A 23,319-nucleotide genomic window follows, 5' to 3' on the forward strand; every position below is an offset into this window, starting at 1 on the left:
AATAATAGGCGGAACATATCCGCCCAATATTATTACTTTCTAATATTTAATTTTTCTATGATCACACGATATCTATTAATATCTTTCTTTTTAAGATAATTTAATAAACCTCTTCTTTGTCCTACAATCTTTAGAAGACCTCTTCTAGAGTGATGATCCTTTTTGTGAATCTTGAAATGCTCTGTTAACTCGTTGATCCTTTTACTAAGTAGAGCAATTTGAACCTCAGGTGAACCTGTATCAGTTTCACTTAATTTAAAATCTTCAATAACAATTCTCTTTTCTTCTTTTCCTAAACTCATTATACTTACCTCCTAATTTTTAGTTAAACGCCTTTATCACAGTAGATTGTTGGAGATTCAATTTACACAGGTAAAGGTTAAAATTAACATTATGAATTATACCATAGGGTTAATTTATTTGCAAATAAATTAATGATTTGAAAGGCTATAACTTTATAAGGTTATTACAAATATTTTTCCCTAATTAATGCTATATCATCCTCTATTTGATGAATTAGCTCATTTACATTTGCAAATTTCTTTTCTTTTCTAATTCTTTCAACAAAGATAATTTCTAATTCTTCTCCGTATATATCTTTAGAGAAATCGTATATATAGGTTTCAATACTAAAAGCATGATTCTTGAAAGTGGGGTTATATCCCACATTTGTTAACCCATCATATACTTTGTTTTTATAAATAACAGAGGTTAGATATACTCCAGGTTCTGGTGTTATATGTTCACTACCTACTCCAATATTTGCAGTAGGTATATTATAAGTCCTTCCCAACCCTTTTCCTCTAATCACTTTGCCCGTTATAGAGTACTTCCTACCTAAATATTTTTCAACAGCATCCACCTTACCAGAAGTAATTAGGTTTCTAATAAGACTACTGCTGACTACCTCTTGATCAACTTCATAGGGGTTCACAATAGTAACATCAAAATTATAATCTTTACCTAGTTGAGTTAATAAATCAGGTGTACCTATTCCCTTATGTCCAAAATTGTAATTAAAACCTACAATAACTGATTTTACTTTTAATTGATCTACTAGTATTTGTTTAGTAAATATTTCGGGATTAGTATTCATCATTTCTTCATCAAAATTAAGAAACACTAATTTATTTATATCTAATGTATTGAAGAGTTTTATTTTATCCTCATTAGATGATATTAATTTAGGCGCATATTTGTTAAAAGCCAAAGATAGAGGATGCTTATCAAAGGTAACAACACAGCTATCTAATTCAAGCTCTTTTGCTTTTTTTTTCATAGTATTAATAAGATTTCTATGGCCTAAATGAATACCATCAAAAAATCCTAATGCTATAGCAGTATTATTAGTAAATTTTATATCTTTATTTAAATACACACACTCCATTATATTACTCCTTATATAAATAAACGTAATGGTTTAATACAGTAAAAGTCATTATTATCAATTACTCCGATTCCTTTAAAAGAATTATCCAAATATAGTCGAAGATTTTCTCCTAACTCGAAATCACTTATATTTTGCACAATGTTCTTTTGAATAAGAGAAACACCATTTAAGAGAAATCTAGCGCTATTAATTTGGATATCTACCCTACCTAGATGTTGTAGTGGAAAATCGGTAGGGTGTAAATACTCTTGTACTTCATTTAAATCTAGCGTAGTAAGATTATCTAATAATATACAATTTTCCATGTGAAATGGTCCACTCTTAGTTCGAATCAAAGAAGTCATATGTCCATATGTTCCTAATTTCTCACCTATATCATTACAAAGGGATCTAATGTATGTGCCTTTTGCACATGAGACTTTTATTTTGGCTATTGGATACTTGTACTCTAGTAAATCTATACTGTATATGGTAACTTTGCGAGGTTTAATTTCCACTGGTTTGTTTGATCTTGCATATTCGTATAATTTTTTTCCTTTTACTTTTATCGCAGAATAAATAGGAGGTACCTGTTCTATATCTCCTATAAATAAATCTAGTATTTTATTGAATTGATTTTTTGTTACCACTAAGTCATTTTCTGCAACTATGTGTCCAGTTTTATCATAGGAATCCGTTTTAACTCCTAAAAAAACTTCCGCGATATATTCCTTGTCTTTTTCTACAATAAACTGTGAGACCTTAGTAGCACTACCAATACAAAGTGGTAATATTCCCTCTGCAATAGGATCTAGGGTACCAGTATGGCCTACTTTTTTTGTATTTAATGCCCTTCGAACTTTATTTACTACATCATGAGATGTCATGCCTGAGGGCTTATATATATTTAATATTCCGTTCATTTTAGATCCTTTTCTATTTGATCAATGATATCTTTAATAATCTGATCGGATGTTATACCTTCAATAGTACAACCTGAGGCCTTCATATGACCACCACCACCATAATATGCTGCCAATCTACTTACATCAAAGTTTGTATTAGATCTAAAGGAAACTCTAAATGTATTTTTATTAGTCTCTTTTATAAACACTGCTACTTCAACGCCTCTAATATCTCGAGCATAATTTATGATACCTTCTAAATCGACACTTTCTGATATATTTCTTAGATCATCTAAAGTAAGTAATATTATTGAAACTTTATTATCCTTGGTAATATACAAATTACTAAGGCCTTTACCAATTAATTTGATTTTTTCATATGAATGTTCATCAAATATAATTGTATTAATATCTGAGTATGAATTAGGAACTTCATATAATTTCGAAACTATATAGTGCGTTCTAGAAGTTACATTACTATACTTAAAATTGCCTGTATCTGTTACTATGGCTGTATAAAGTGCAGCAGACATCTCTTTTTCAAGAGGGACATTAAGTTTGTTAATTAATTCAAATATTACTTCACCTGTAGCACTAGCACATGTATCAATAAAATTTAGGTTGCCATATTTTGTATTACTAATATGATGATCTATATTTATGCTCATATCACAATTATCTAGAAGAGACGAATTATGTAAATGTTCTATATTAGAGCAGTCTAAAAACAAGCCTACATCATAATTTTGTAAGCTTGTGTAATGATCATTGAAATTTGTAATCTCATTTAGAAACCTGAATTTTTCTGGTGCATATTCCATCACATAGGTAACAGTTTTATTTAGTCTTTTTAGCGCCAAACCCAATGCTATACAGGAACCGATAGAATCACCGTCAGGTGATTTATGGCTACTGATTACAAAACTTTGGTTATTTTTTATTGCTTCTATTATATCGTTCATTCTTAGTTTTCCTTCTCACTCTTGTCTAGCTTTTTAAGCAGTTCTCCAATATGTGCACCATACTCTATAGAACTATCTATTTCAAATAGGAGCTCTGGTGTGTAGTGCGTAGTAAGTTTTTTTCCAATTTGTTTTCTCAAATATCCTGATGATTTTGTGAGAATTTCTAAGACTTGTTTCTTATTACCATCTTCTTGGAATATACTTATATATACTTTTGCATATCTTAAATCGCCGGTTGCTTCTACTCTAATAACACTTAAAATGTCGTTGTTTAATCTTGGATCTTTTAAATTGCGAATTAAATAACTTAACTCTTGTTTAAGTGTTTCATTTATTTTTTGTATTCTATTTGACATTATATATCATCCTTTATCTAGGGATTTCTTCCATAGTGAAGGCTTCAATTAAGTCACCCTCTTTAAGGTCATTAAATTTATCTATGCCAATCCCACATTCATAACCTTTAGCAACTTCTCTTGCATCGTCTTTAAATCTCTTTAAGGACGAAATAGAACCTTCAGTAATGACAATACCATCCCTGATTACTCTAACATCATAACTTCTTGCAATTTTTCCATCTGTTACATAAGAACCGGCAATCATTCCAAGATTTGGAACTTTGAATGTTTGTCTAACCTCAGCAGTTCCCATTACTACTTCTTTGTACTCAGGATCAAGCATGCCTTTCATTGCAGCTTCTACATCCTCAATAGCATTGTATATAACTCTATATAATCTGATATCTACTTTTTCTTTTTCGGCAGTTTTTATACTATTAGCACCTGGTCTAACGTTAAATCCGATAATTAGTCCATTAGATGCAGCTGCCAGCATTACATCAGATTCGGTTATACCGCCTACTCCATCATGAATGACATTTACTCTAACTTCATCATTAGTAAGTCTAATTAAAGACTGTTTTAAAGCTTCTACAGATCCTTGACCATCTGCTTTAATAATAATATTAATATCTTTGACAGTTCCTTCGTTTATTTGATTAAACAAATCGTCTAATGTTAATGGCGCAGTCTTTTTTACTTGTTGATCTTTTACATAATGTTTTCTTTTTTCTGAAATCTGTCTAGCAGTTTTATCATCTTTAACTACATAAAATTCATCTCCAGCTTCTGGTACCTCGGATAAACCTAGAATTTCAACAGGGGCAGAAGGACCTGCATTCTTTAATTTTTTACCTTTATCATTATTCATAGCTCTAACTTTACCATAAGTTGTACCTGAAACTACGATATCACCAACTTTTAGGGTGCCAGTACTAATAAGTAAAGTAGCAACTGCACCTCTACCTTTGTCGAGTTGTGCCTCAATTACAGTACCTTTTGCTAATCGGTTAGGATTGGCTTTTAATTCTTGCATTTCAGAAACTAATATAATCATCTCAAGGAGAGTGTCTAATCCTTCACCAGTATGTGCAGAAACTGGAACACAAATTGTTTCCCCACCCCAATCTTCAGGTATTAAACTATGTTCGGTTAATCCTTGTTTTACTTTGTCTGGATTAGCATTAGCAACATCCATTTTATTGATTGCAACAATTATTGGTACTCCCGCAGCTTTTGCATGATTAAGAGCTTCAACAGTTTGAGGCATTACACCATCATCTGCAGCTACTACTAAGATAGCAATATCAGTAACGCTAGCACCTCTATGACGCATAGCTGTAAAAGCTTCATGACCAGGAGTATCAATAAATGTAATAGCTCCATTGTTTATTTTTACTGTATATGCACCAATATGTTGAGTAATGCCACCTGCTTCTTTTGCAGTAACTTTTGTTTTTCTAATTGCATCTAGAAGAGAAGTTTTGCCATGATCAACATGACCCATAACGGTAATTACTGGAGGTCTAGGAATTAGATCTTTTTCATCTTCTTCTTCAAATTGTTCTAATATGCTGCTTACTTCTTCTTCTACATCTTCAAGGACTACACTTATCTCTAATTCTGATGCAACAACTTCTGCAGTATCAAAATCTATATCTTGATTTATAGTAGCCATAATTCCTAATTTCATTAAATGTTTAATTATTTCAGTAGCTGACACATTAATTTTAGAAGCAAGATCGCCAACAGTAAGCTGAGAAGGTAGTAAAATATTATCTTCTACTTTAGTTTCATCAGTTTTTCTTTTTTTATAATCACTTTTAGATTTTTTTTCCTTCTTACTATTATCTATCTTCACTGGAGTTACTCTTGGTTTATTTGTGTATGGTCTCTTTGTATCTGCTTTGTTGTTTATGTTTTTATTATTGTTACTACCAACCACTGGTTTAGTAGTAGTCGCTGTTGTATTACTTCTTTGTATATTTGTAGAATTTTTTGTACTTGTGTTAGCTATGGTACTATTTTGAGAAGATACGGTTTTGTTATTATTAGTTTCCTTTACGGAAGGTGCTTCAACAGGTGATTTGCTTATAATACTACTTTGTTCACTTCTGTGATTTTTAAAATATTTCACTTGTTGTTCTGTAAGTGCACTCATATGATTTTTTGCTGGAATGTCTAATGCATTCAACATATCCACTAATTCTTTACTTGGTATATTTAATTCTTTTGCTAAATCGTAAACTCTAATTTTACTCATAAAATTCCCCCTACTCACTATATCTATTGATATAAGCTTAGTAATTTATTTTTCTGATTTATATCTGTTATACCTATGATTGCGCATACATTTCTTCCAATGGCACAGCCTAGTTCTTCTTTTGATAAACATGTAATAAGCTCTATATTATAAGATGACGATAGTTGTGTATATTTTTGAACCTTATCAGCCGAGGAATCCTCCGCAATAATAAGAAGCTTAGTCCTATTATTAAAAATACTTTTTTCTACACTATAGTCACCAGAAATAAGTTTTCCTGACTTCTTGCATAATCCTAAAAATTTTAAAAATTTATCTTTTTCCATTGACAACATCTTCTTTAATTTTTTGTTTAATTTCTTTGTTAACTTCCATTTTAAAGGTTCTATTTAATACATTGCTTTTTTCGAGGCTTTCAATACAAGTTTCATTACTACAAATATAAGCACCTCTACCATTAGCTTTACCAGTTTTGTCATAAAAGATTTGATCTTCATTATTTTTAACAATCCGAATCAACTTGTTTTTATCAATTTTATTGCCACAAACTACACAAGTTCTCTGTGGTATTTTTTTCATAACTTCACTTCCTATAAATCAATGTCTAAGTCTAAGTCTATATCTAAGTCTATGTCATCTAATATAGATTTTTCTATATTATCAATTGTACTGATTCTATCTAGTTGAGATTTACTTTTAATATCTATTTTCCAACCAGTTAGTTTAGCAGCTAATCTTGCATTTTGACCTTCTTTACCGATTGCAAGGGATAATTGATAATCATCTACAACAATTAATGCAGATTTATTTGCTTCAGTAACTTCTACACTTAATACTTTTGCTGGGCTAAGTGAACTAGATATATATTCATTTGGATTTTCACTCCATTTAATGATATCAATTTTTTCACCATTTAACTCATCAACAATGTTTTGCACTCTTGTTCCCTTTGGACCAACGCATGAGCCTACTGGATCTATATTTGGATCTGCAGCGGAGACAGCAATTTTAGTTCTAGAACCAGCTTCTCTAGATATAGATTTAATCTGAACAGTACCATCAAAAATTTCTGGAACTTCACTTTCAAATAATCTTTTAACAAGTCCTGGATGAGTTCTAGATACGTAAATCTGCGGTCCTTTTGATGTCTTTTTTACCTCAAGGATATATACTTTTATCCTTTTGTTTTGTATATAGTCTTCTCCCTGAATTTGTTCATTTGGAGCTAATATACCTTCAGTTTTTCCTAAATCAATGAAGATATTATTTTTTTCTTTTCTGTGTATAATACCGTTAATAATTTCATCTTCTCGCGAAACGAACTCATTAAACACGATATTTCTTTCTGCTTCTTTAATTCTTTGTACTACGAGCTGTTTAGCATTCTGGGCAGCAATACGACCAAAGTCTTTAGGTTTTACTTCTATTTCTGCAATATCGCCTAGTTCATAGCTTTCATTAAGGTTTCTAGCATCAGACAAGCTAATTTCTAATAATCCATCTTCAACATTTTCAACTACATCTTTAGTGGAATATACTTTAATTTCACCATCATCTCTGTTTATAATAATCTTTACGTTTTGTGAACTACCATAATTCTTTTTATAAGCAGAAGTAATAGCAGCTTCAATAGCATTTATTAGTTCATCTTTGTCTATACCTTTTTCCTTTTCCACAGCATCTAAAGCTTGGATAAAATCCTTGTTCATTATGTTACCTCCAACTTAAAATTCAAAATACAGTTTTACAGAAGCTACTTGCTTCATTGGTATTTCAAAAGACTTATTATCTTCTAATAAAATAGATAGGTAATTATTTTTAAGACCTTTGTTTATTCCTCTGAAATTCTTTGTGTTATTCAATGGCTGATAGAGGGTTACTTCCACTTCTCGACCAATATACCTTAAAAAATCTCGATCTTTTTTTAGAGCTCTATCTAAACCGGGTGAAGAGACTTCAAGAAAGTAGCTATCTAAAATAAGATCCTCTTTATCTAAAACTGGGTCTAACAGCCCACTTATTAACTCGCAGTTGTCTAAGGTAATACCATCTTCGCTATCTATATATACTCTTAGATACCAATGTTGACCTTCTTTTTTGTATTCAACATCTACAAGTTCCAGGTTTTGTTCATCTATAATAGGTTTCACAAGATCGTATACCAAATCTTCTATTTTTTGTTTTGCCATTGAAAGCCTCCTGATAAATAGTAAAGAGTGGGTAATCCCACTCTTTACATGTCTTCTTCGATAAATTGCTATTGTTATACATATTATATCATTAATTATTGGCAATTTCAAGGATTTTTAAACAAACAAACATTGAAGTTTACAAGATGTTTGTAACTTAAAATGCAAAAGTTATTAATTACTATTGTTTAATATGCACTTTTTTGAATATTTAAAATTAAGCCAACAACTACATACTTATTTCATACTATTAAATAATGCAAGTAAGATGCTTTTGTTAGAATAATGATATTTGATTCGACACAGGTAAGAAATTAATCGATCCGTGTTTAGTTAATACTTCGATATTTGTTTTACTAAGTTTAGCCCTTTTTTGCAAGTCTTCAATTGAAAGAAAATCACCTTGATATTTTGAATTATACAAATTCAAAGCTGCTTTATCTCCTATTCCTTCTAAAGCGTTAAATGGCGGCAGGAGTTTATTACCTACAATTATAAACTTATTGTAATGTGATTGCATTAAATCTACAGGTAAAAATTCAAAACCGCGACATAACATCTCTAGTATTAGTTCTAAAATAGTAAGTTGAGATTTTTCTTTTGTCGATGCATTATTACCTAATTTTTTCATCTCACAAACATGTTTTCTTACAACATCTTTTCCTTGTATGGCGATATGTGCATCAAATTCATCAGCTCTAATAGAAAAATAGGTAGCATAGTATGCTAAAGGGTAATGTACTTTACAATATGCTATTCTAAAGGCCATAGTGACATAAGCTACTGCATGAGCTTTAGGAAACATATACTTTATTTTATTACATGAATCTATATACCATTCTGGAATACTATACTCCTTCATTAATTTAACATCATCGTCATTTAAACCTTTGCCTTTTCTAACCTTTTCCATGATAGTAAAAGAATTTTTAGATGGTAGACCTTTATAAATGAGGTAAACCATAATATCATCTCTAGTACAAATTACGTCTTTGATAGTCGCAGTTTCCTGTTGTATTAGGCTTTGTGCATTATTAAGCCATACATCTGTACCATGTGATAAGCCAGATATTCTAACAAGGTCTGCAAAAGCAGTAGGTTTTGTAGTAAGTAACATCTCTCTAACGAAGTGTGTTCCGAATTCTGGTATACCATAGGTACCTATAGGAGAACCAATATCTTTATCAACAAGGTTTAAAACTTCATTAGTTGTAAAGATGTCCATTGTTTTTTTGTCATCAAGTGGAATTGACTTTGCATCTATTCCAGTTATATCTTCTAGCATACGTATCATAGTAGGGTCATCATGACCAAGTATATCAAGTTTTAGAAGGCGTCCACTTATTGAATGGTAGTCAAAATGAGTCGTGATAATCTCACTATCCATATCATCAGCAGGTTTTTGAATAGGACAAAAATCGTATATGTCCTTATACTCAGGTACTACCATGATGCCTCCAGGATGTTGTCCAGAGGTCTTTTTTATACCTGAGCAACCACCAACGAGGCGGCTAATTTCAGCATTCGTGATTGTTTTATTAGTTTCTTCTAGATAATTTTTTACAAAGCCATAAGCAGTTTTGTCTGCAATTGTAGAGATTGTACCTGCTTTAAAAGTCTTTCCAACGCCAAATAGTTCTTCCGTATATTTATGCGCAATAGCTTGATATTCCCCAGAAAAATTTAAATCAATATCTGGCTCTTTATCTGCTTCAAAACCAAGAAATACTTCGAAGGGTATGTCAAAACCATCTTTATCATATGGAGTTCCACAGATAATACAATCTTTATTGTGTAAATCTGGGCCAACACCTACATCGTTACTGTCAAAAAACTCTGAATGTTGGCAATTAGGACATATATAATGAGGTTGTAATGGATTTACCTCTGTAATATTGCAAAAAGTTGCAACTAAAGATGAACCAACAGAACCTCGTGATCCAACTAGATATCCTTCATCATTTGACTTCTTCACTAGTTTATGGGCAACTAAGTATAAAACAGAATATCCATTCTTAATAATGGAAGTTAGCTCTTTGTCTAATCTAGCTTCAACTATTTTAGGAAGTGGTTTTCCATACTTTGAGTAAGCATTCCCCATAACCATTTCTCTAATTTCTTCATCAGAACCTTCCATAATTGGAGGGAATGTACCATCTGGTATTGGTGTGATTTTTTCTATTAAGTCAGAAATTGCATTTGTATTGTGAATGACAATTTTCTCAGCTGTTTCCTTATTTAAATAGTTAAATTCTTCTAACATTTCTTGTGTAGTTCGATAGTATAAAGGTGCTTGTTTATCTGCATCACGGAATCCTTGTCCGTGCATCAAAATACGTCTATAGTATTCATCGTGTGGTTCTAAAAAGTGTACGTCGCCAGTAGCGACGACAAGTTTATTATAATCTGTTGCTAAATCGATTATTTTTTTATTAATCTCGATTAGATCAGATACACTGTTTACTCTATTGTTGTCCACCATAAATTGATTATTACCTAAAGGTTGTACTTCTAGATAATCGTAAAAGCTTACAATATCGGCAAGTTCTTCAGTAGATGTATCATTTAGAATGCTTTTGAATATCTCGCTATTCTCACACGCGGAACCAATAATAAGTCCTTCTCTGTATTTGTTTAGTAAACTTTTAGGTATTCGTGGTTTCTTATAAAAATATTTTAGATGTGAATCAGAGACTAATTTATATAAATTCTTAAGACCTGTATAATTTTTAACTAGTATAATAACATGATTCATATCCATTCTCTGAACAGCACGTTGATTGTCAAAAACATGATTTATATCATTTGCACTTTTAGCTCCATTTTCTTCACTAGTTTTAATTAAATTGATAAATATTTTTGCAGTAGCCATAGCATCATCTAAAGCACGATGATGATTGTCGAGTTTAATTTTGTAGAAGTTTGTAAGTGCCTTTAAATTATGTCTACTAATTTGAGGAATTGCACTTCTTGCAAGCGATAGCGTGTCAATAACTGAAAAATCTCTAGATAAAGATAATCTGCTACATGATTTTTCTATAAAAGAAAGGTCAAACTTTGCATTATGAGCTACTAGTATATGTTCTTCGCAAAAATCTAAAAATTTAGGTAGAACTATTTCTATAGGCTCCTGATTCATCACCATATCATTTGTAATTCCAGTTATTTCAGTTATTTTAATAGGTATTTTCATCTTCGGCTTAACAAAAGAAGTAAACGTTTCTATTACTTGATAATTTCTTACTTTTACAGCACCTATTTCTATAATTTCATTGTTTTGAGATGAAAGCCCAGTAGTTTCAATATCAAAAATTATAAAGGTATCTTCAAAGTTTGAATCTTTTTTCCCCCACTTTGAGCTTTTATAATCATCTACAAGATAACCTTCTAGACCATAAATTATCTTAATATCTTTACCTCTAGAGTGCTCCATAGCATCAGGAAAACCCTGTAATACACCATGATCTGTAATAGCTAAGGATTTGTGGCCATACTGAATAGCCTTATCAATGACATTTTTAATCTTTGCAACAGAATCCATAGAACTATACTGGCTATGTAAATGTAATTCTACTCTTTTTATTGGCGAATCATCTGTCTTTACTTTAACATAAGTCTCTTGTATACTATCAGCCATAACTACATTTTCTTTTGCAAAAGAATCAAATAGCACACGTCCTTTGATTTTTAAAGCTTTTGCTTCTTTGATTCTATTTAAAACTTCATCTTTCTTATCTTGACCAATAAAAAATTTAACAGTCATTGAACTGGTATAGTCAGTGATGTTAAAAGAAATTATGCTTTTATTATTTTTAATATCTCTAAAAGACAAATCAAAAATAGTGCCACCTATAGTATTTTGCTCATCTGCAGTACAATCAACAATTTGTTTTACATCAGAAGTGATTTTCTTACCAAATATAATTTCATCTTTTTTTGTACTTAATGATTTAGAAGAAGCATGGGCGTTTTGTTTTGAGATTTCTACTTGTAGAGCTTTTTTTTGTTTATTTATTTCAAAAGCAAAATCCTTTATCTTTTCTCTATATGTAAATGAAAAACTAATGTCAATTGCATCCTGTTCTTTCAAGAAAGAATGCAGTTTTTCAGATATATCAGAATTATATAAAGTTTCATAATCTTCTTTTAGTAATAAAGGAATAGTCACCATATTATTGTCTATAATCCAGTTGTTTTGAGGTAAAAACATTTTAGGATTATAAGACCTTAGTATTTGATTAATACTTTCTTTTTTACTTAAGATATATTCTTCGAAATTTTCTTTTATAGGTCTAACTTCTACTTCTTTTAAACCTTTTATTTGTTTTTTTATGTCTTCAATAAGTTTTTGTACGTCAAAGTCAATGTGATTCTTTATATGTAGTATCCATTTGCAACTCTTTGGATTTACTTCTACCTTTATAATTTCTAGGTTATAAGAATCAAGTGTTTTATTTAATGGGTTTGCGATATGTCCCAATTTCTTATCCCCCCGTTATGATAAGTTATATAGTCTTGTAGTGTAGCTTAAATATTATAATCTATAAGAATACGATTGAATAGTTTTAACTTTCGTCTAAATAGCTAAGATTGTTCTATATATGTACTAATAAAAGTTATGTTTTCATCCTCTGACAATTGTTTTAGTACATGAGTGTAATCTTCGTTCTTTTTTATTTGTAAAACAAATTTTGCTTTGCCATCTGTGTCATCAAAAGATAACAAGTGTGTACTTTCTACATCTATATATTTGAATAAAACATCTATTTTAAATACTTCATTGTATTTTAGAATAAAGGTGTATTTTTCATTTGCATTACCATATTTATATTGTATATTACCAAATATTTTTAGGGTTGCAAATACTACTATAGTTGAGATAATACTTAACTCATAATATCCACTACCTACAGTAAGGCCGATACAGCCAACAGCCCAAGTACCTGCTGCCGTTGTAAGTCCTTTTACACTAACACCTTCTCGTATAATAGTCCCAGCCCCTAAAAAACCTATGCCACTAATAACTTGTGCACCTAATCGAGCAGGGTCCATATTAGTATATGACCTGTATTCTTCAAACATCATAATACTAGCGATCATCACAGTAGTTGCACCTATAGATAGTAATATATGGGTTCTAAAACCAGCTGGTTTTTTCGTGTGTTCCCTCTCGAAACCTATTATACCACTAAGGATAATAGATAGTACCAATCTTATTACAATATCTGTAGTGGTTAAATTCAAAAAATCCTCTCCTTTATAAAAGTTGTATTTCTTTCATTACCTCTTCAATAATATTATTTTCATCAATTGTTCTCAATATTTTACCTTTTTTAAATAAAACAGCCTTACTTTTGCCGCCTGCAATCCCAATATCTGCATCTTTTGCTTCCCCTGGTCCATTTACGCCACAACCCATTACTGCTACTTTAATATTTTTTTTAATTGATTTACATTCTTTCTGTATTGCATCTGCAATGTTAATTAAGTCTAATTCACATCTACCACAAGTAGGACAAGAGATAAACTCTATTTTTTCTTTTTGAAATATATTTAAAGATTTTAGAAGTTCTTCAGCAACAAGGATTTCATTAACTGGTTCAGACGTTAAGGACACTCTTAATGTGTCGCCAATACCATGGTAAAGCAAAATGCCAAGTCCTACGGAGGATTTGACACTACCAACATTTAGTGTACCTGATTCTGTTATTCCAATGTGTAATGGATAGCTGAACTTTTGACTAAACAACTTATAAGATTCAACAGATAATAAAACATCAGAGGATTTAATAGATACTACAATATCATCAAAATTTAAGTTCTCAAGAATTTCTATATGTTTTGTAGCACTTTCTACTAAACCTTCTGGAGTTATGCCATTATATTTATCATAAATATCTTTTTCTAATGAACCAGAATTAACTCCAATACGTATAGGTATTTTTCGTTCTTTTGATTTTTCAACTACTTGTTTAATTCTAGAGATATCCCCGATATTACCAGGATTTATTCTTAATTTGTCAATTCCACTTTCAATTGCAGTTAGTGCTAACCTGTAATCAAAATGAATATCTGCAACTATAGGGATTGATACGCTTTTCTTGATTTCTTTTATTGCCTTTGCAGCCTCCATATTAACGATAGCTAGTCGAACTATATCACAGCCACTTTCCTGAAGTTGTAAAATTTGAGATACAGTTGCAGGTATATCTCGAGTATCTGTCTTTGTCATGCTCTGAATAGCTATTGGATTATCGCCACCGATAGTAATATCTCCTATTTGCACTTCTTTTGTTTTCCTTCGTTGAATCAAATGATCACCCTAATCTTAAAATATCTTTATATGCTATGAATACAGCTAATACTAATAAAGCTGCAAATCCAACAAAATGGACCATTCCTTCTTTTTCTTGTGATATAGGAGAGCCTTTAATCCATTCTATTATAACAAAAACAATTCTACTTCCATCTAATGCAGGGATAGGTAATAAATTAAATATAGCTAAATTCAAACTAATGACTGCAGCTAAATTTAAAATAGCTGTAATCCCATATTTTACAGTTTCTCCTACCATAGATACTACTCCAATCGGTCCCATCAAGTCATCTGTAGATGCACCTCCTGAAACTAATTGAATCAGCGATGTAAAAATTAATTTAGTATATAAAACAGTTTGCTCTAAACCACTATACACTGCAGAAAAAATATTTTTTTCTCTTTCAGGTGTAATACCTATTCGATACTGGTTTAATCCTTCATCCAGTTGCGATGATACTTGGAAATTTAAATTTTCATTATTACGAAGTACATTTAAATTGTAGATACCCACCTCATTACTGTCAATAATTTGTGAAATATCTTCCCAACTTTTAATTTCATTATCGTTAATCGCTACTATTGTATCTCCCTGTTCAATACCTGCCTCATAAGCAGGATAATTTTCTTCTAAAGAGGTAATTGTTGTAGTAGGAATACCAATTATTATAAAAATAGTAGATAGTAAAATGATACATCCCAAAATATTCATTATAGAACCAGCTGCTAAAATAATAATGCGATTTAATTTTCCCTTACTATTAAAGCTACCTTCTGTATAGTTATTTTCATCTTCTCCAAGCATCTTACAAAATCCACCCATAGGGATTAACCTAAGTGTATATAGTGTTTCTTTTCCTTGATAACCAAATATCTTTGGACCCATGCCAATGGCAAATTCCTCAACTCGAACTTTAGATAGTTTTGCACTAATAAAGTGACCCAACTCGTGGATTACTATTAGAAATCCAAATATCAATACTGCAATTATTATTGTACTTAATTTCATTTTGAATCACCCCAAAATTATATAGTATAATGTAAAATAGTATACTAAAGGTGTAGCAAAGATAATGCTATCAAACCTATCTAAAACCCCACCGTGACCAGGAAGTATATTTCCAAAGTCTTTAACATTAAAATTTCTTTTGATCAAGGACGCTGTTAAGTCGCCAAACTGTGATAAAATACTAGCCCAAAAAGATAGGACAATGTAGTATATAGGTTGGAATTCTAATAAATTATACTTATTCATTAGATACCCGTAAATACTAGTAATAATTAAACTGCCTACAATACCACCTATAGCACCTTCTATAGATTTTTTTGGACTTATCAAAGGACAAAGTTTATGTTTTCCAAAATTAATTCCAATTATGTAAGCAAAAGTATCTGTTGAGAAACAAATAATGAAAACGAGAAGTATAAGAAAACTACCATTTTCAAAATTACGAAATAAACTTATATGACCTAATAAAAATGGTACATATATTATTCCGAAAAGTGCATAAATGCCCTGTAAAACATTTGCTTTTCCTTTAATAATCTCGTATATAAAAATAACAATAAAGCATAGAAATAAACCAGCAACAATTAAGCTCTCATAGAAATTAAAAATGAAAAGCAACATTATACCTAGAGCTATTTCTAAATAATAACTAATATTTATGTTTTCATCTGTATTAACTGATTTACAGTATTCCAATAATCCAATGGAGCAAATAGCTAATAGAGCAGAAAATAACAATAGTCCACCTATATGAATAATGTATATTATTAGAGGAATACCTAGTAGTGCAGTTATGACTCTTTTAAACATAATTGCCTCCTATATTTTTAAACCGCCATATTTTCTTTTTCTTTTCTGATAGTCCCATATAGCTTGATAATATTCTTCATGGGTAAAATCAGGCCAGAGCACATCTGTAAACCATAACTCAGAATAAGCACTTTGCCACGTTAAAAAATTACTAGTTCTAAGTTCACCACTAGTACGAATTATTAAATCAGGATCTTTCATACCTTTTGTGTAAAGATATTGAGAAAATAAAGTTTCATCAATAGTATCTATATGTGTTGTTTCATTGATTAAGTCTTTATATAATTGTTTTATACCCATAATTATCTCATCTCTACCACCATAATTAATCGCAATATTTAACTGTAAACCTAGATTATCATTTGTAAGATTCATGGCATCGACTACTGTCTTCTTTACATTGTGAGGCAATAATTCAACTTGACCTAATATCTTGATTTTAACCTTGTTTTTATTTAACTCGTGAATTTCTTTGTTGAAGTAATCTACGAGTAACTTCATAAGACCATCTACTTCAGCTTTTGGGCGTTTCCAATTCTCTGTAGAGAAGGCATAAACAGTTAGAATATTTATTCCTAAATCTGAAGATGTTCGAATGATTTTTCTTAAGGATTCCATACCTGCCTTATGCCCGAATAATCTTGGTTTAAGCCTCTTCTGTGCCCATCTACCATTACCATCCATAATAATACCAATATGCTTTGGTAGATTATTCTTATCTATTTGATTTTCTAATACCATGAAATTTTATCCTCCTACAAGAAGATTAACTGTGTAAGATTTTCACAGCAACTTTAAATTATAGTGAAAAACAATTAATGCTCAAACCGAACAATTAGACTAAATGATTAAACAGTTTTAACGAGAAAGTGTCGGATAAACTGGTTAAACTTTCTAATCTTAAACTAGAAGAAACACCCTTTTAAGGGTGTTGTTTACATTATAATTATAATACATTAATTTGTAAACTTAGACTTCTAAAATTTCTATATTTTTTGCACTAATTATTTCATCAATTTTTTTTATCTCTTCGTCAGTGATTTTTTGTATTTCTACTTCTACACTTTTTAGTTCGTCTTCGGTAATTAATCCTTCTTTTTCGGCATTTTTAAGTGCCGTATTAGTATTTCTACGTATATTTCGTATAGCTACTTTAGATTCTTCACCTTGTTTTTTTGCCAATTTTACGAGTTCCTTACGTCTATCTTCTGTAAGTTGAGGTATTACTAACCTAATTACTTTCCCATCATTGCCAGGATTAAAACCTAAATCGGATTTAATAATTGCTTTTTCAAGATCGGGTATTGATTTAGGATCCCAAGGTTGAACTAAAATCATTCTAGCTTCAGGGCACGATATATTTGCAAGTTGATTTAGAGGTGTAGGAGTACCGTAATACTCTACCATCACTCTATCTAGAATTTTCGGATTAGCTCTGCCAGCTCTAATTGAACTTAACTCTTCTTTAAGATTTTGAATAGCTTTCTCCATTTTAACCTTATTTTCATTTTTAATTTCTTTAATCATTTTCAATCCTCCTTTACAATAGTTCCTATATTTTCTCCACAAAGAACTTTTACAATATTTTCAGGATTATCAAGACCAAACACTAATACAGGGATGTTGTTGTCCATACAAAGAGAAATTGCTGTAGAATCCATGACTTTTAATCCCTTGTTCAATACTTCAATGTAAGTAAGCTTATCGATTTTTTTTGCATTTGGATTAAGTTTTGGATCACTATCGTAGACAGCATCAACTTTTTTAGCTGATAATATAACTTCAGCATCAATTTCAGCTGCTCTAAGTGCTGCTGTAGTATCTGTAGAGAAGTATGGATTTCCCGTACCTGAGGCGAAAATAACGATTCTCCCTTTTTCTAAATGTCGCATAGCTTTTCTTCTTATATAAGGCTCAGCAATTTCTTTCATGTCAATAGCTGTTTGGACTCGTACGTCAACACCAGTATGTTCAAGCGCATCTTGTAATGCTAAAGCATTAATTACTGTAGCAAGCATACCCATGTAATCTGCAGTTGCTCTATCAATACCCTCGCCATCTCTACCACGCCAGATATTTCCTCCACCAACTACAATGGCTATCTCTACGCCTAATTCACTAGCATCTTTGATTTTATGACTTATTTCTTTAATAGTACCTGGATCAATTCCAAAACCTTTATCACCAGCTAATGCTTCTCCACTAAGTTTTATTATAACTCTCTTATACTTTGGTAACATTTGTGCCTCCTATTATCATACCATTTTATAGAAAATACTTAAATCAATTATTTTAAAAAAATAAACACAAAATGTAGATTTAAAGTATCGTTGGTTGATACTATTTCTTTGTCTGAACTTACGATTCAGACATTATTTTCTACATTTGTGTTTAGAGATTACTATTTAATTTGATTAGCTACTTCTTCAGCGAAATTTTCTTGTTTCTTTTCTAAACCTTCACCCATTTGGAATCTAGCAAATCTTCTAATTTTAACGTTTTCTCCGATTATTGAAATCTTTTCATTTAATAGTTGTTGAATAGTCTTATCAGGATCTTTAACAAAAGCTTGTTCTAACAAACAAATTTCTTGATAATATTTTTTAATTCTTCCTTCAACCATTTTCTCTGCGATATTCTCTGGCTTGCCTTCATTTAAAGCTTGAGCTTTTAAAATAGATTTTTCTTTTTCGATTAGATCCTCTGAAACTTCTTCTTTAGATATATATAATGGATTACTTGCCGCAATATGCATGGCAATATCTTTGACAAAAAGTTTAAAATCTTCATTTTTAGCAACGAAATCTGTTTCACAATTAACTTCTAATAAAACACCGATTTTTCCACCAAGATGTATATAAGATTCTACTATACCTTCTGCGGCAATTCTACCAGATTTTTTAGAAGCTGCTGCTAATCCTTTTTCTCTTAAGAACTCTATAGCTTTTTCCATATCATCATTACATTGTACCAACGCTTTTTTACAATCCATCATACCTGCGCCTGTTTTTTCTCTTAATTCTTTTACCGATTGAGCACTAGCCATATATATGACCTCCTATTTAAGTTTATTCATAAGTATACGCTGGCTAAAGAAATACCCAGCAAGTTTAGACTTAAGTCCTCATACTTAACAAAAATGTTGGACTACTAGCGTTTTTATATTTAAAAAACAGCGCAACTTATATATTTACAAAATAATTAATTTCACTTATAACAATTTTTATATAAAAAATGAATCACTATACGATAAAAAGAAAGAAGCAAGGTATTATAACCTGACTTCTCCCTCAGTTGACTACTTTAATGTAGAAGCAGCTATATCTTGTTCAGAAGAAACTTCTTTTTCTTCTTTAATTACAGAGGATTCTTCGATTATAGCACCTTGTTTTGCTTCTAATACTGAATTTGCCATAGCCTCAGTTAAAAGATTAACTGCTCTGATAGCGTCATCATTACCAGGGATTATATAATCTATTTCGTCAGGATCGCAATTTGTATCTACAATTGCAACTACAGGAATACCAAGTTTTTGAGCTTCCATTATTGCGATTCTTTCTTTTTTAGGATCAACTACGAAAAGCGCTCCTGGGAGTTTTTTCATATCCTTAATTCCGCCTAAAAACTTTTCTAACTTATCTCTTTCAGATTTAAGTTTGATTACTTCTTTTTTAGGAAGAACTTCAAATACTCCATCAGCTTCCATTGCTTCTAATTGATGTAATTTTTTGATTCTTTTGCTTATAGTATTGAAATTTGTTAAAGTACCACCTAACCATCTGTGATTAACGTAGAATCCACCACAACGAATTGCTTGGTTTTTAATAGCTTCTTGTGCTTGCTTTTTAGTACCTACAAATAAAATTTCTTTTCCTTCATCAACTACATCTCTTATAAATTCATAAGCTTTATCGATGAGTACTACAGTTTTTTGTAAGTCGATAATGTAAATTCCATTTCTTTCTGTGAAGATATATGGAGCCATTTTAGGATTCCATCTTCGTGTTTGGTGGCCAAAGTGTACACCAGCTTCTAATAATTGTTTCATTGATACATATGCCATTTTTAATACCCTCCTAGGTTTTTCCTCCATCTAAGTCATCTGCTACACTTACCATTACGGCACCATGTGGAACATCCTTAAGATGTGCGTTCTATTTGCATTAGCAATTTTAACATAGTTTTCTACTCAAAGCAAGAAAAAAAAGCTAATAGCTATTAGTAACTAGCTTTTTTAGATATACTTTGGGTCTTATCATTTTAAAATAAGTGTTATGTGAAACTCACTGATAAATTGTACACTCTATACGATTACTGCTAATTTAAGGCCTTATCTAATGTTTGGATAAGCTGGTTATTTAGTATTTTAATAAAAGTACCTTTCATTCCTAATGATCTTGTTTGAATTACACCTGCACTCTCTAATTTCCTTAGTGCATTTACAATAACTGAACGTGTTATACCAACTCTATCGGCTATTTTACTTGCAACTAACATACCCTCGGTACCATTTAATTCTTTGAAAATATGCCCCATAGCTTCTAGTTCAGAATAAGATAAAGTGCTAATAGCCATTTGAACAACATTTTTATGTCGAGATTCTTGTTCTAAATCACGATTTTTTATACGCATCATTTCCATACCCACAACAGTTGCAGATACCTCTGCCACAACTAAATCTTCTGTAAGAAAACTATTTTTAAATTTAGAGAGTACTAAAGTACCAAGTCTTTCTCCTCCTGCATTTATGGGAACATATGTAGAATATCGATTTCCATCAAATGGACATCGAATAGTACTATCGTACACACATAAAGGATCGATTTCTTTTTTATTAGATAAAGTCTCAGCATATAGATTAATTATATTTGTGAAGCTTTCGGGAAACATAGTTCCCTCAGCTTCTAATGTAGATATGTTTAATTCACAAGTGAATGTTTTTGTAAAGGAATGACCAAGTAACTTGCCATCTTTATCTGCAATATATACATTGCACTCCATTACTTCACTTAGAATATCACTTAGTCTTGAAAATGTTTGTGAGTCATTTCCTGACAATTGCAAAACTTTATTTACTTTTCGTATTTTTTCTAGAAGTATTAACATTTTATTTTATGATACCTCCAATTTATTATAAAATATACTTTCTCATGTCCTTGTAATGATTCGCTTTATTGAAAATAGTTTTTACATAATCTACTGTAATAGCAAACTCATCTTGATCATAATCTGGAGCAAAATATGAAATTTCTTCAACCAATTTTTCTATAACAGTATGAAGTCTTCTAGCGCCAATATTTTCTTGTTGTTCATTGAGATACATGGCAATATGAGATATTTCTATAATAGCATCTTCATCAAAAATAAGCTCTATATTTTCTGTTTTTAAAAGTTGCTTGTATTGTTTTATAACTGCATTTTCTGGCTTGGTTAAAATACTAATAAAGTGTTCTGATGTTAAATTAGTTAAGTTTACACTTATAGGAAATCTGCCTTGAAGTTCTGGAATTAGATCCGAAACTTTACTTACATGAAATGCACCTGCTCCAATAAATAATACATGATCTGTATTTACAGGTCCATACTTAGTTGTAACAGTTGATCCTTCTACAATTGGAAGAATATCACGCTGTACACCTTCTCTAGATACATCTGGACCACTTTTATTTCCTTGCCCAGCTATCTTATCTATCTCATCTAAAAATATAATTCCATTTTCTTCTGCTTCTCTTATACCTTCAGAAATTACTGTATCCATGTCTATTAAGTTTTGAGCTTCTTGTTGTATTAATATTTCTCTTGCTTCTTTAATCGGAAGTTTTCTTTTTTTAGTCTTCTTTGGCAAAATACCACCAAGCATATCGTTGATATTCGCAGACATATCATCTGTGTTCATTCCCGCTAAGATACCTATAGGTGACGATGAATTATCTTCAATTTCTACTTCAACAATTTCATTTTCTAATTCGCCATTTTTAAGTTTTTGGGCCATGCTTTTTTGCTCTTCTTTTATTACTTCGATATTCTCATCAGAAGTGTTAACTTCATCTGTATCATCATCATCGTTATTGAATAACATATCGAAAGGATTTTTGGTTTTTTTATTTTTTTTAGGCATTGGTCTTAATAATTCTATAATTCTATCTTCAGCATTCTCTTTTGCCTTACCTTTTACATTTTCCATGTGTTTTTCTTTAACATTTCTAATTGATGTATTGACTAGATCACGCACCATAGATTCAACATCTCTTCCAACATAACCTACCTCTGTAAATTTTGTAGCTTCTACTTTGACAAAAGGTGCATCTACTAGTTTGGCTAGTCTTCTAGCAATTTCAGTTTTTCCTACACCTGTAGGTCCAATTAGAATGATATTTTTAGGCGTAATTTCTTTTTGCATTTCTCTAGGCAATTTACTTCTTCTGTATCGATTTCTAAGAGCAATTGCTACCACTTTTTTAGCCTCTTCTTGGCCGATAATATATCTATCAAGTTCTTGGACAATTTGCCTTGGAGTTAAATTATTCATAGTCACACTCCTTATAATTCTTCTACTATTATATTAGCATTAGTATATACACAAATTTCTGAAGCAACTTTCAAACCTTCATAAGCAATCTCTCTTGCTTTTAAATTAGAATGAGCAAGTAATGCTCTTCCAGCAGAAAGTGCATAATTACCGCCAGAACCGATTGCCATAATACCATCATCGGGCTCTATTACCTCACCATTACCAGATATTAAAAACATATTGTCTTTATCCATTACAATTAAAAGAGCTTCTAGTTTTCTAAGCACCTTATCAGATCGCCATTCTTTTGCAAGTTCAACTGATGCTCTAAGAATATTTCCTGAGTATTCTTCTAGTTTTCCCTCGAATTTTTCGCTTAGAGTAAAGGCATCGGCGACTGAACCTGCGAATCCTAATAATACTTTATCGTTAAATATTCTCTTTATCTTTTTTGCAGAATTTTTCATAACTGTTTTTTCACCCATAGTCACTTGACCATCTCCAGCTATTGCACATTCTCCATCTTTTCTAACTGCTAAAATAGTGGTAGCATGAAACATAAAATTCACCTCATTTAATTATTAGTTTTAAGCCTAACATACTTTAGTTTAATTGGCAATAAGGAGTCGATACATAATGTTAAG

The 23,319-nt window shown here is 31.0% G+C and carries 23 protein-coding genes; all 23 read right to left on the reverse strand.

The annotated features are described in order from the left end of the window. Positions 1 to 32 precede the first annotated feature (32 nt). Positions 33 to 302 (reverse strand): 30S ribosomal protein S15, encoded by a 270-nt coding sequence (rpsO, locus tag GC105_RS08500; RefSeq protein ID WP_152803674.1) that lies wholly within the window; start codon positions 300 to 302, stop codon positions 33 to 35. A gap of 164 nt (positions 303 to 466) precedes the next feature. Next, entirely contained in the window at positions 467 to 1,387 is a 921-nt protein-coding gene (locus GC105_RS08505) for a bifunctional riboflavin kinase/FAD synthetase (protein ID WP_152803676.1), read from the reverse strand. A gap of 11 nt (positions 1,388 to 1,398) precedes the next feature. Beyond that, positions 1,399 to 2,292 carry a tRNA pseudouridine(55) synthase TruB gene (gene truB / locus GC105_RS08510; protein WP_152803678.1) on the reverse strand — a complete coding sequence of 298 codons (894 nt, stop codon included), beginning with the start codon at positions 2,290 to 2,292 and terminating at the stop codon, positions 1,399 to 1,401. Further along, positions 2,289 to 3,236 carry a DHH family phosphoesterase gene (locus GC105_RS08515; RefSeq protein ID WP_152803680.1) on the reverse strand — a complete coding sequence of 316 codons (948 nt, stop codon included), beginning with the start codon at positions 3,234 to 3,236 and terminating at the stop codon, positions 2,289 to 2,291. The genes truB and GC105_RS08515 overlap by 4 nt, the downstream gene beginning before the upstream one ends. Before the next feature lie 2 nt (positions 3,237 to 3,238). After that, complete coding sequence (gene rbfA / locus GC105_RS08520) at positions 3,239 to 3,595, reverse strand: 30S ribosome-binding factor RbfA (protein ID WP_152803683.1); 357 nt, start codon at positions 3,593 to 3,595, stop codon at positions 3,239 to 3,241. A 13-nt stretch (positions 3,596 to 3,608) separates the two neighbouring features. Beyond that, the gene (gene infB, locus GC105_RS08525) at positions 3,609 to 5,840 is read right to left on the reverse strand and encodes a translation initiation factor IF-2 (RefSeq protein WP_152803685.1); all 2,232 of its coding nucleotides are present in this window, start codon (positions 5,838 to 5,840) and stop codon (positions 3,609 to 3,611) included. 23 nt (positions 5,841 to 5,863) lie between these two features. Further along, complete coding sequence (locus tag GC105_RS08530) at positions 5,864 to 6,166, reverse strand: L7Ae/L30e/S12e/Gadd45 family ribosomal protein (RefSeq protein WP_193708337.1); 303 nt, start codon at positions 6,164 to 6,166, stop codon at positions 5,864 to 5,866. Next, positions 6,153 to 6,419 (reverse strand): RNase P modulator RnpM, encoded by a 267-nt coding sequence (rnpM, locus tag GC105_RS08535; protein ID WP_152803689.1) that lies wholly within the window; start codon positions 6,417 to 6,419, stop codon positions 6,153 to 6,155. The genes GC105_RS08530 and rnpM overlap by 14 nt, the downstream gene beginning before the upstream one ends. Positions 6,420 to 6,430: 11 nt before the next feature. Continuing rightward, the gene (nusA, locus tag GC105_RS08540; protein WP_152803691.1) at positions 6,431 to 7,549 is read right to left on the reverse strand and encodes a transcription termination factor NusA; all 1,119 of its coding nucleotides are present in this window, start codon (positions 7,547 to 7,549) and stop codon (positions 6,431 to 6,433) included. A 15-nt stretch (positions 7,550 to 7,564) separates the two neighbouring features. Next, positions 7,565 to 8,029, reverse strand: a complete 465-nt coding sequence (rimP, locus tag GC105_RS08545; protein ID WP_152803693.1) for a ribosome maturation factor RimP — start codon at positions 8,027 to 8,029, stop codon at positions 7,565 to 7,567. A gap of 277 nt (positions 8,030 to 8,306) precedes the next feature. Then, positions 8,307 to 12,509 (reverse strand): PolC-type DNA polymerase III, encoded by a 4,203-nt coding sequence (locus GC105_RS08550; protein ID WP_152803695.1) that lies wholly within the window; start codon positions 12,507 to 12,509, stop codon positions 8,307 to 8,309. A 104-nt stretch (positions 12,510 to 12,613) separates the two neighbouring features. Continuing rightward, positions 12,614 to 13,273, reverse strand: coding sequence for an MgtC/SapB family protein (locus GC105_RS08555; protein WP_152803697.1), 660 nt, complete (start codon positions 13,271 to 13,273; stop codon positions 12,614 to 12,616). Between the two features lie 13 nt (positions 13,274 to 13,286). After that, complete coding sequence (ispG, locus tag GC105_RS08560; protein WP_343029997.1) at positions 13,287 to 14,339, reverse strand: flavodoxin-dependent (E)-4-hydroxy-3-methylbut-2-enyl-diphosphate synthase; 1,053 nt, start codon at positions 14,337 to 14,339, stop codon at positions 13,287 to 13,289. 7 nt (positions 14,340 to 14,346) lie between these two features. Beyond that, positions 14,347 to 15,354 (reverse strand): RIP metalloprotease RseP, encoded by a 1,008-nt coding sequence (gene rseP / locus GC105_RS08565; RefSeq protein WP_152803701.1) that lies wholly within the window; start codon positions 15,352 to 15,354, stop codon positions 14,347 to 14,349. Positions 15,355 to 15,360: 6 nt separating this feature from the next. Then, a complete protein-coding gene (locus GC105_RS08570) occupies positions 15,361 to 16,164 on the reverse strand; it encodes a phosphatidate cytidylyltransferase (protein ID WP_152803703.1) in 804 nt (267 codons plus the stop codon). 9 nt (positions 16,165 to 16,173) lie between these two features. Then, on the reverse strand, positions 16,174 to 16,905 hold the full coding sequence (uppS, locus tag GC105_RS08575; protein WP_152803705.1) for an undecaprenyl pyrophosphate synthase: 732 nt from the start codon (positions 16,903 to 16,905) through the stop codon (positions 16,174 to 16,176). Between the two features lie 228 nt (positions 16,906 to 17,133). Next, positions 17,134 to 17,691: a ribosome recycling factor gene (gene frr / locus GC105_RS08580; RefSeq protein WP_152803707.1), complete on the reverse strand. Its 558-nt coding sequence runs from the start codon at positions 17,689 to 17,691 to the stop codon at positions 17,134 to 17,136. Positions 17,692 to 17,693: 2 nt separating this feature from the next. Next, on the reverse strand, positions 17,694 to 18,404 hold the full coding sequence (pyrH, locus tag GC105_RS08585) for a UMP kinase (RefSeq protein WP_152803709.1): 711 nt from the start codon (positions 18,402 to 18,404) through the stop codon (positions 17,694 to 17,696). A gap of 161 nt (positions 18,405 to 18,565) precedes the next feature. Further along, complete coding sequence (gene tsf, locus GC105_RS08590; RefSeq protein WP_152803711.1) at positions 18,566 to 19,210, reverse strand: translation elongation factor Ts; 645 nt, start codon at positions 19,208 to 19,210, stop codon at positions 18,566 to 18,568. A gap of 252 nt (positions 19,211 to 19,462) precedes the next feature. After that, positions 19,463 to 20,227: a 30S ribosomal protein S2 gene (gene rpsB / locus GC105_RS08595; RefSeq protein WP_152803713.1), complete on the reverse strand. Its 765-nt coding sequence runs from the start codon at positions 20,225 to 20,227 to the stop codon at positions 19,463 to 19,465. A gap of 254 nt (positions 20,228 to 20,481) precedes the next feature. Then, positions 20,482 to 21,270: a GTP-sensing pleiotropic transcriptional regulator CodY gene (gene codY, locus GC105_RS08600; protein ID WP_152803715.1), complete on the reverse strand. Its 789-nt coding sequence runs from the start codon at positions 21,268 to 21,270 to the stop codon at positions 20,482 to 20,484. A gap of 25 nt (positions 21,271 to 21,295) precedes the next feature. Beyond that, entirely contained in the window at positions 21,296 to 22,693 is a 1,398-nt protein-coding gene (hslU, locus tag GC105_RS08605) for an ATP-dependent protease ATPase subunit HslU (RefSeq protein ID WP_152803717.1), read from the reverse strand. Between the two features lie 11 nt (positions 22,694 to 22,704). Continuing rightward, positions 22,705 to 23,235 (reverse strand): ATP-dependent protease subunit HslV, encoded by a 531-nt coding sequence (gene hslV, locus GC105_RS08610; RefSeq protein WP_152803719.1) that lies wholly within the window; start codon positions 23,233 to 23,235, stop codon positions 22,705 to 22,707. Between the last annotated feature and the right edge of the window lie 84 nt (positions 23,236 to 23,319).

It is taken from the genome of Alkalibaculum sporogenes, from assembly GCF_009362815.1.
Lineage (GTDB): Bacteria > Bacillota > Clostridia > Eubacteriales > Alkalibacteraceae > Alkalibaculum_A > Alkalibaculum_A sporogenes.

What these genes read in the sequence shown, in the direction of transcription:
- infB (WP_152803685.1), bottom strand. Translation starts at nt 5,840, where the DNA reads ATGAGTAAAATTAGAGTTTACGATTTAGCAAAAGAATTAAATATACCA.
- rnpM (WP_152803689.1), bottom strand. Translation starts at nt 6,419, where the DNA reads ATGAAAAAAATACCACAGAGAACTTGTGTAGTTTGTGGCAATAAAATT.
- codY (WP_152803715.1), bottom strand. Translation starts at nt 21,270, where the DNA reads ATGTTAATACTTCTAGAAAAAATACGAAAAGTAAATAAAGTTTTGCAA.
- rpsB (WP_152803713.1), bottom strand. Translation starts at nt 20,227, where the DNA reads ATGGCATATGTATCAATGAAACAATTATTAGAAGCTGGTGTACACTTT.
- GC105_RS08505 (WP_152803676.1), bottom strand. Translation starts at nt 1,387, where the DNA reads ATGGAGTGTGTGTATTTAAATAAAGATATAAAATTTACTAATAATACT.
- hslV (WP_152803719.1), bottom strand. Translation starts at nt 23,235, where the DNA reads ATGTTTCATGCTACCACTATTTTAGCAGTTAGAAAAGATGGAGAATGT.
- pyrH (WP_152803709.1), bottom strand. Translation starts at nt 18,404, where the DNA reads ATGTTACCAAAGTATAAGAGAGTTATAATAAAACTTAGTGGAGAAGCA.
- GC105_RS08530 (WP_193708337.1), bottom strand. Translation starts at nt 6,166, where the DNA reads ATGGAAAAAGATAAATTTTTAAAATTTTTAGGATTATGCAAGAAGTCA.
- uppS (WP_152803705.1), bottom strand. Translation starts at nt 16,905, where the DNA reads ATGGTATTAGAAAATCAAATAGATAAGAATAATCTACCAAAGCATATT.
- hslU (WP_152803717.1), bottom strand. Translation starts at nt 22,693, where the DNA reads ATGAATAATTTAACTCCAAGGCAAATTGTCCAAGAACTTGATAGATAT.
- nusA (WP_152803691.1), bottom strand. Translation starts at nt 7,549, where the DNA reads ATGAACAAGGATTTTATCCAAGCTTTAGATGCTGTGGAAAAGGAAAAA.
- frr (WP_152803707.1), bottom strand. Translation starts at nt 17,691, where the DNA reads ATGATTAAAGAAATTAAAAATGAAAATAAGGTTAAAATGGAGAAAGCT.
- GC105_RS08515 (WP_152803680.1), bottom strand. Translation starts at nt 3,236, where the DNA reads ATGAACGATATAATAGAAGCAATAAAAAATAACCAAAGTTTTGTAATC.
- GC105_RS08570 (WP_152803703.1), bottom strand. Translation starts at nt 16,164, where the DNA reads ATGTTTAAAAGAGTCATAACTGCACTACTAGGTATTCCTCTAATAATA.
- truB (WP_152803678.1), bottom strand. Translation starts at nt 2,292, where the DNA reads ATGAACGGAATATTAAATATATATAAGCCCTCAGGCATGACATCTCAT.
- rbfA (WP_152803683.1), bottom strand. Translation starts at nt 3,595, where the DNA reads ATGTCAAATAGAATACAAAAAATAAATGAAACACTTAAACAAGAGTTA.
- tsf (WP_152803711.1), bottom strand. Translation starts at nt 19,210, where the DNA reads ATGGCTAGTGCTCAATCGGTAAAAGAATTAAGAGAAAAAACAGGCGCA.
- rimP (WP_152803693.1), bottom strand. Translation starts at nt 8,029, where the DNA reads ATGGCAAAACAAAAAATAGAAGATTTGGTATACGATCTTGTGAAACCT.
- rseP (WP_152803701.1), bottom strand. Translation starts at nt 15,354, where the DNA reads ATGAAATTAAGTACAATAATAATTGCAGTATTGATATTTGGATTTCTA.
- rpsO (WP_152803674.1), bottom strand. Translation starts at nt 302, where the DNA reads ATGAGTTTAGGAAAAGAAGAAAAGAGAATTGTTATTGAAGATTTTAAA.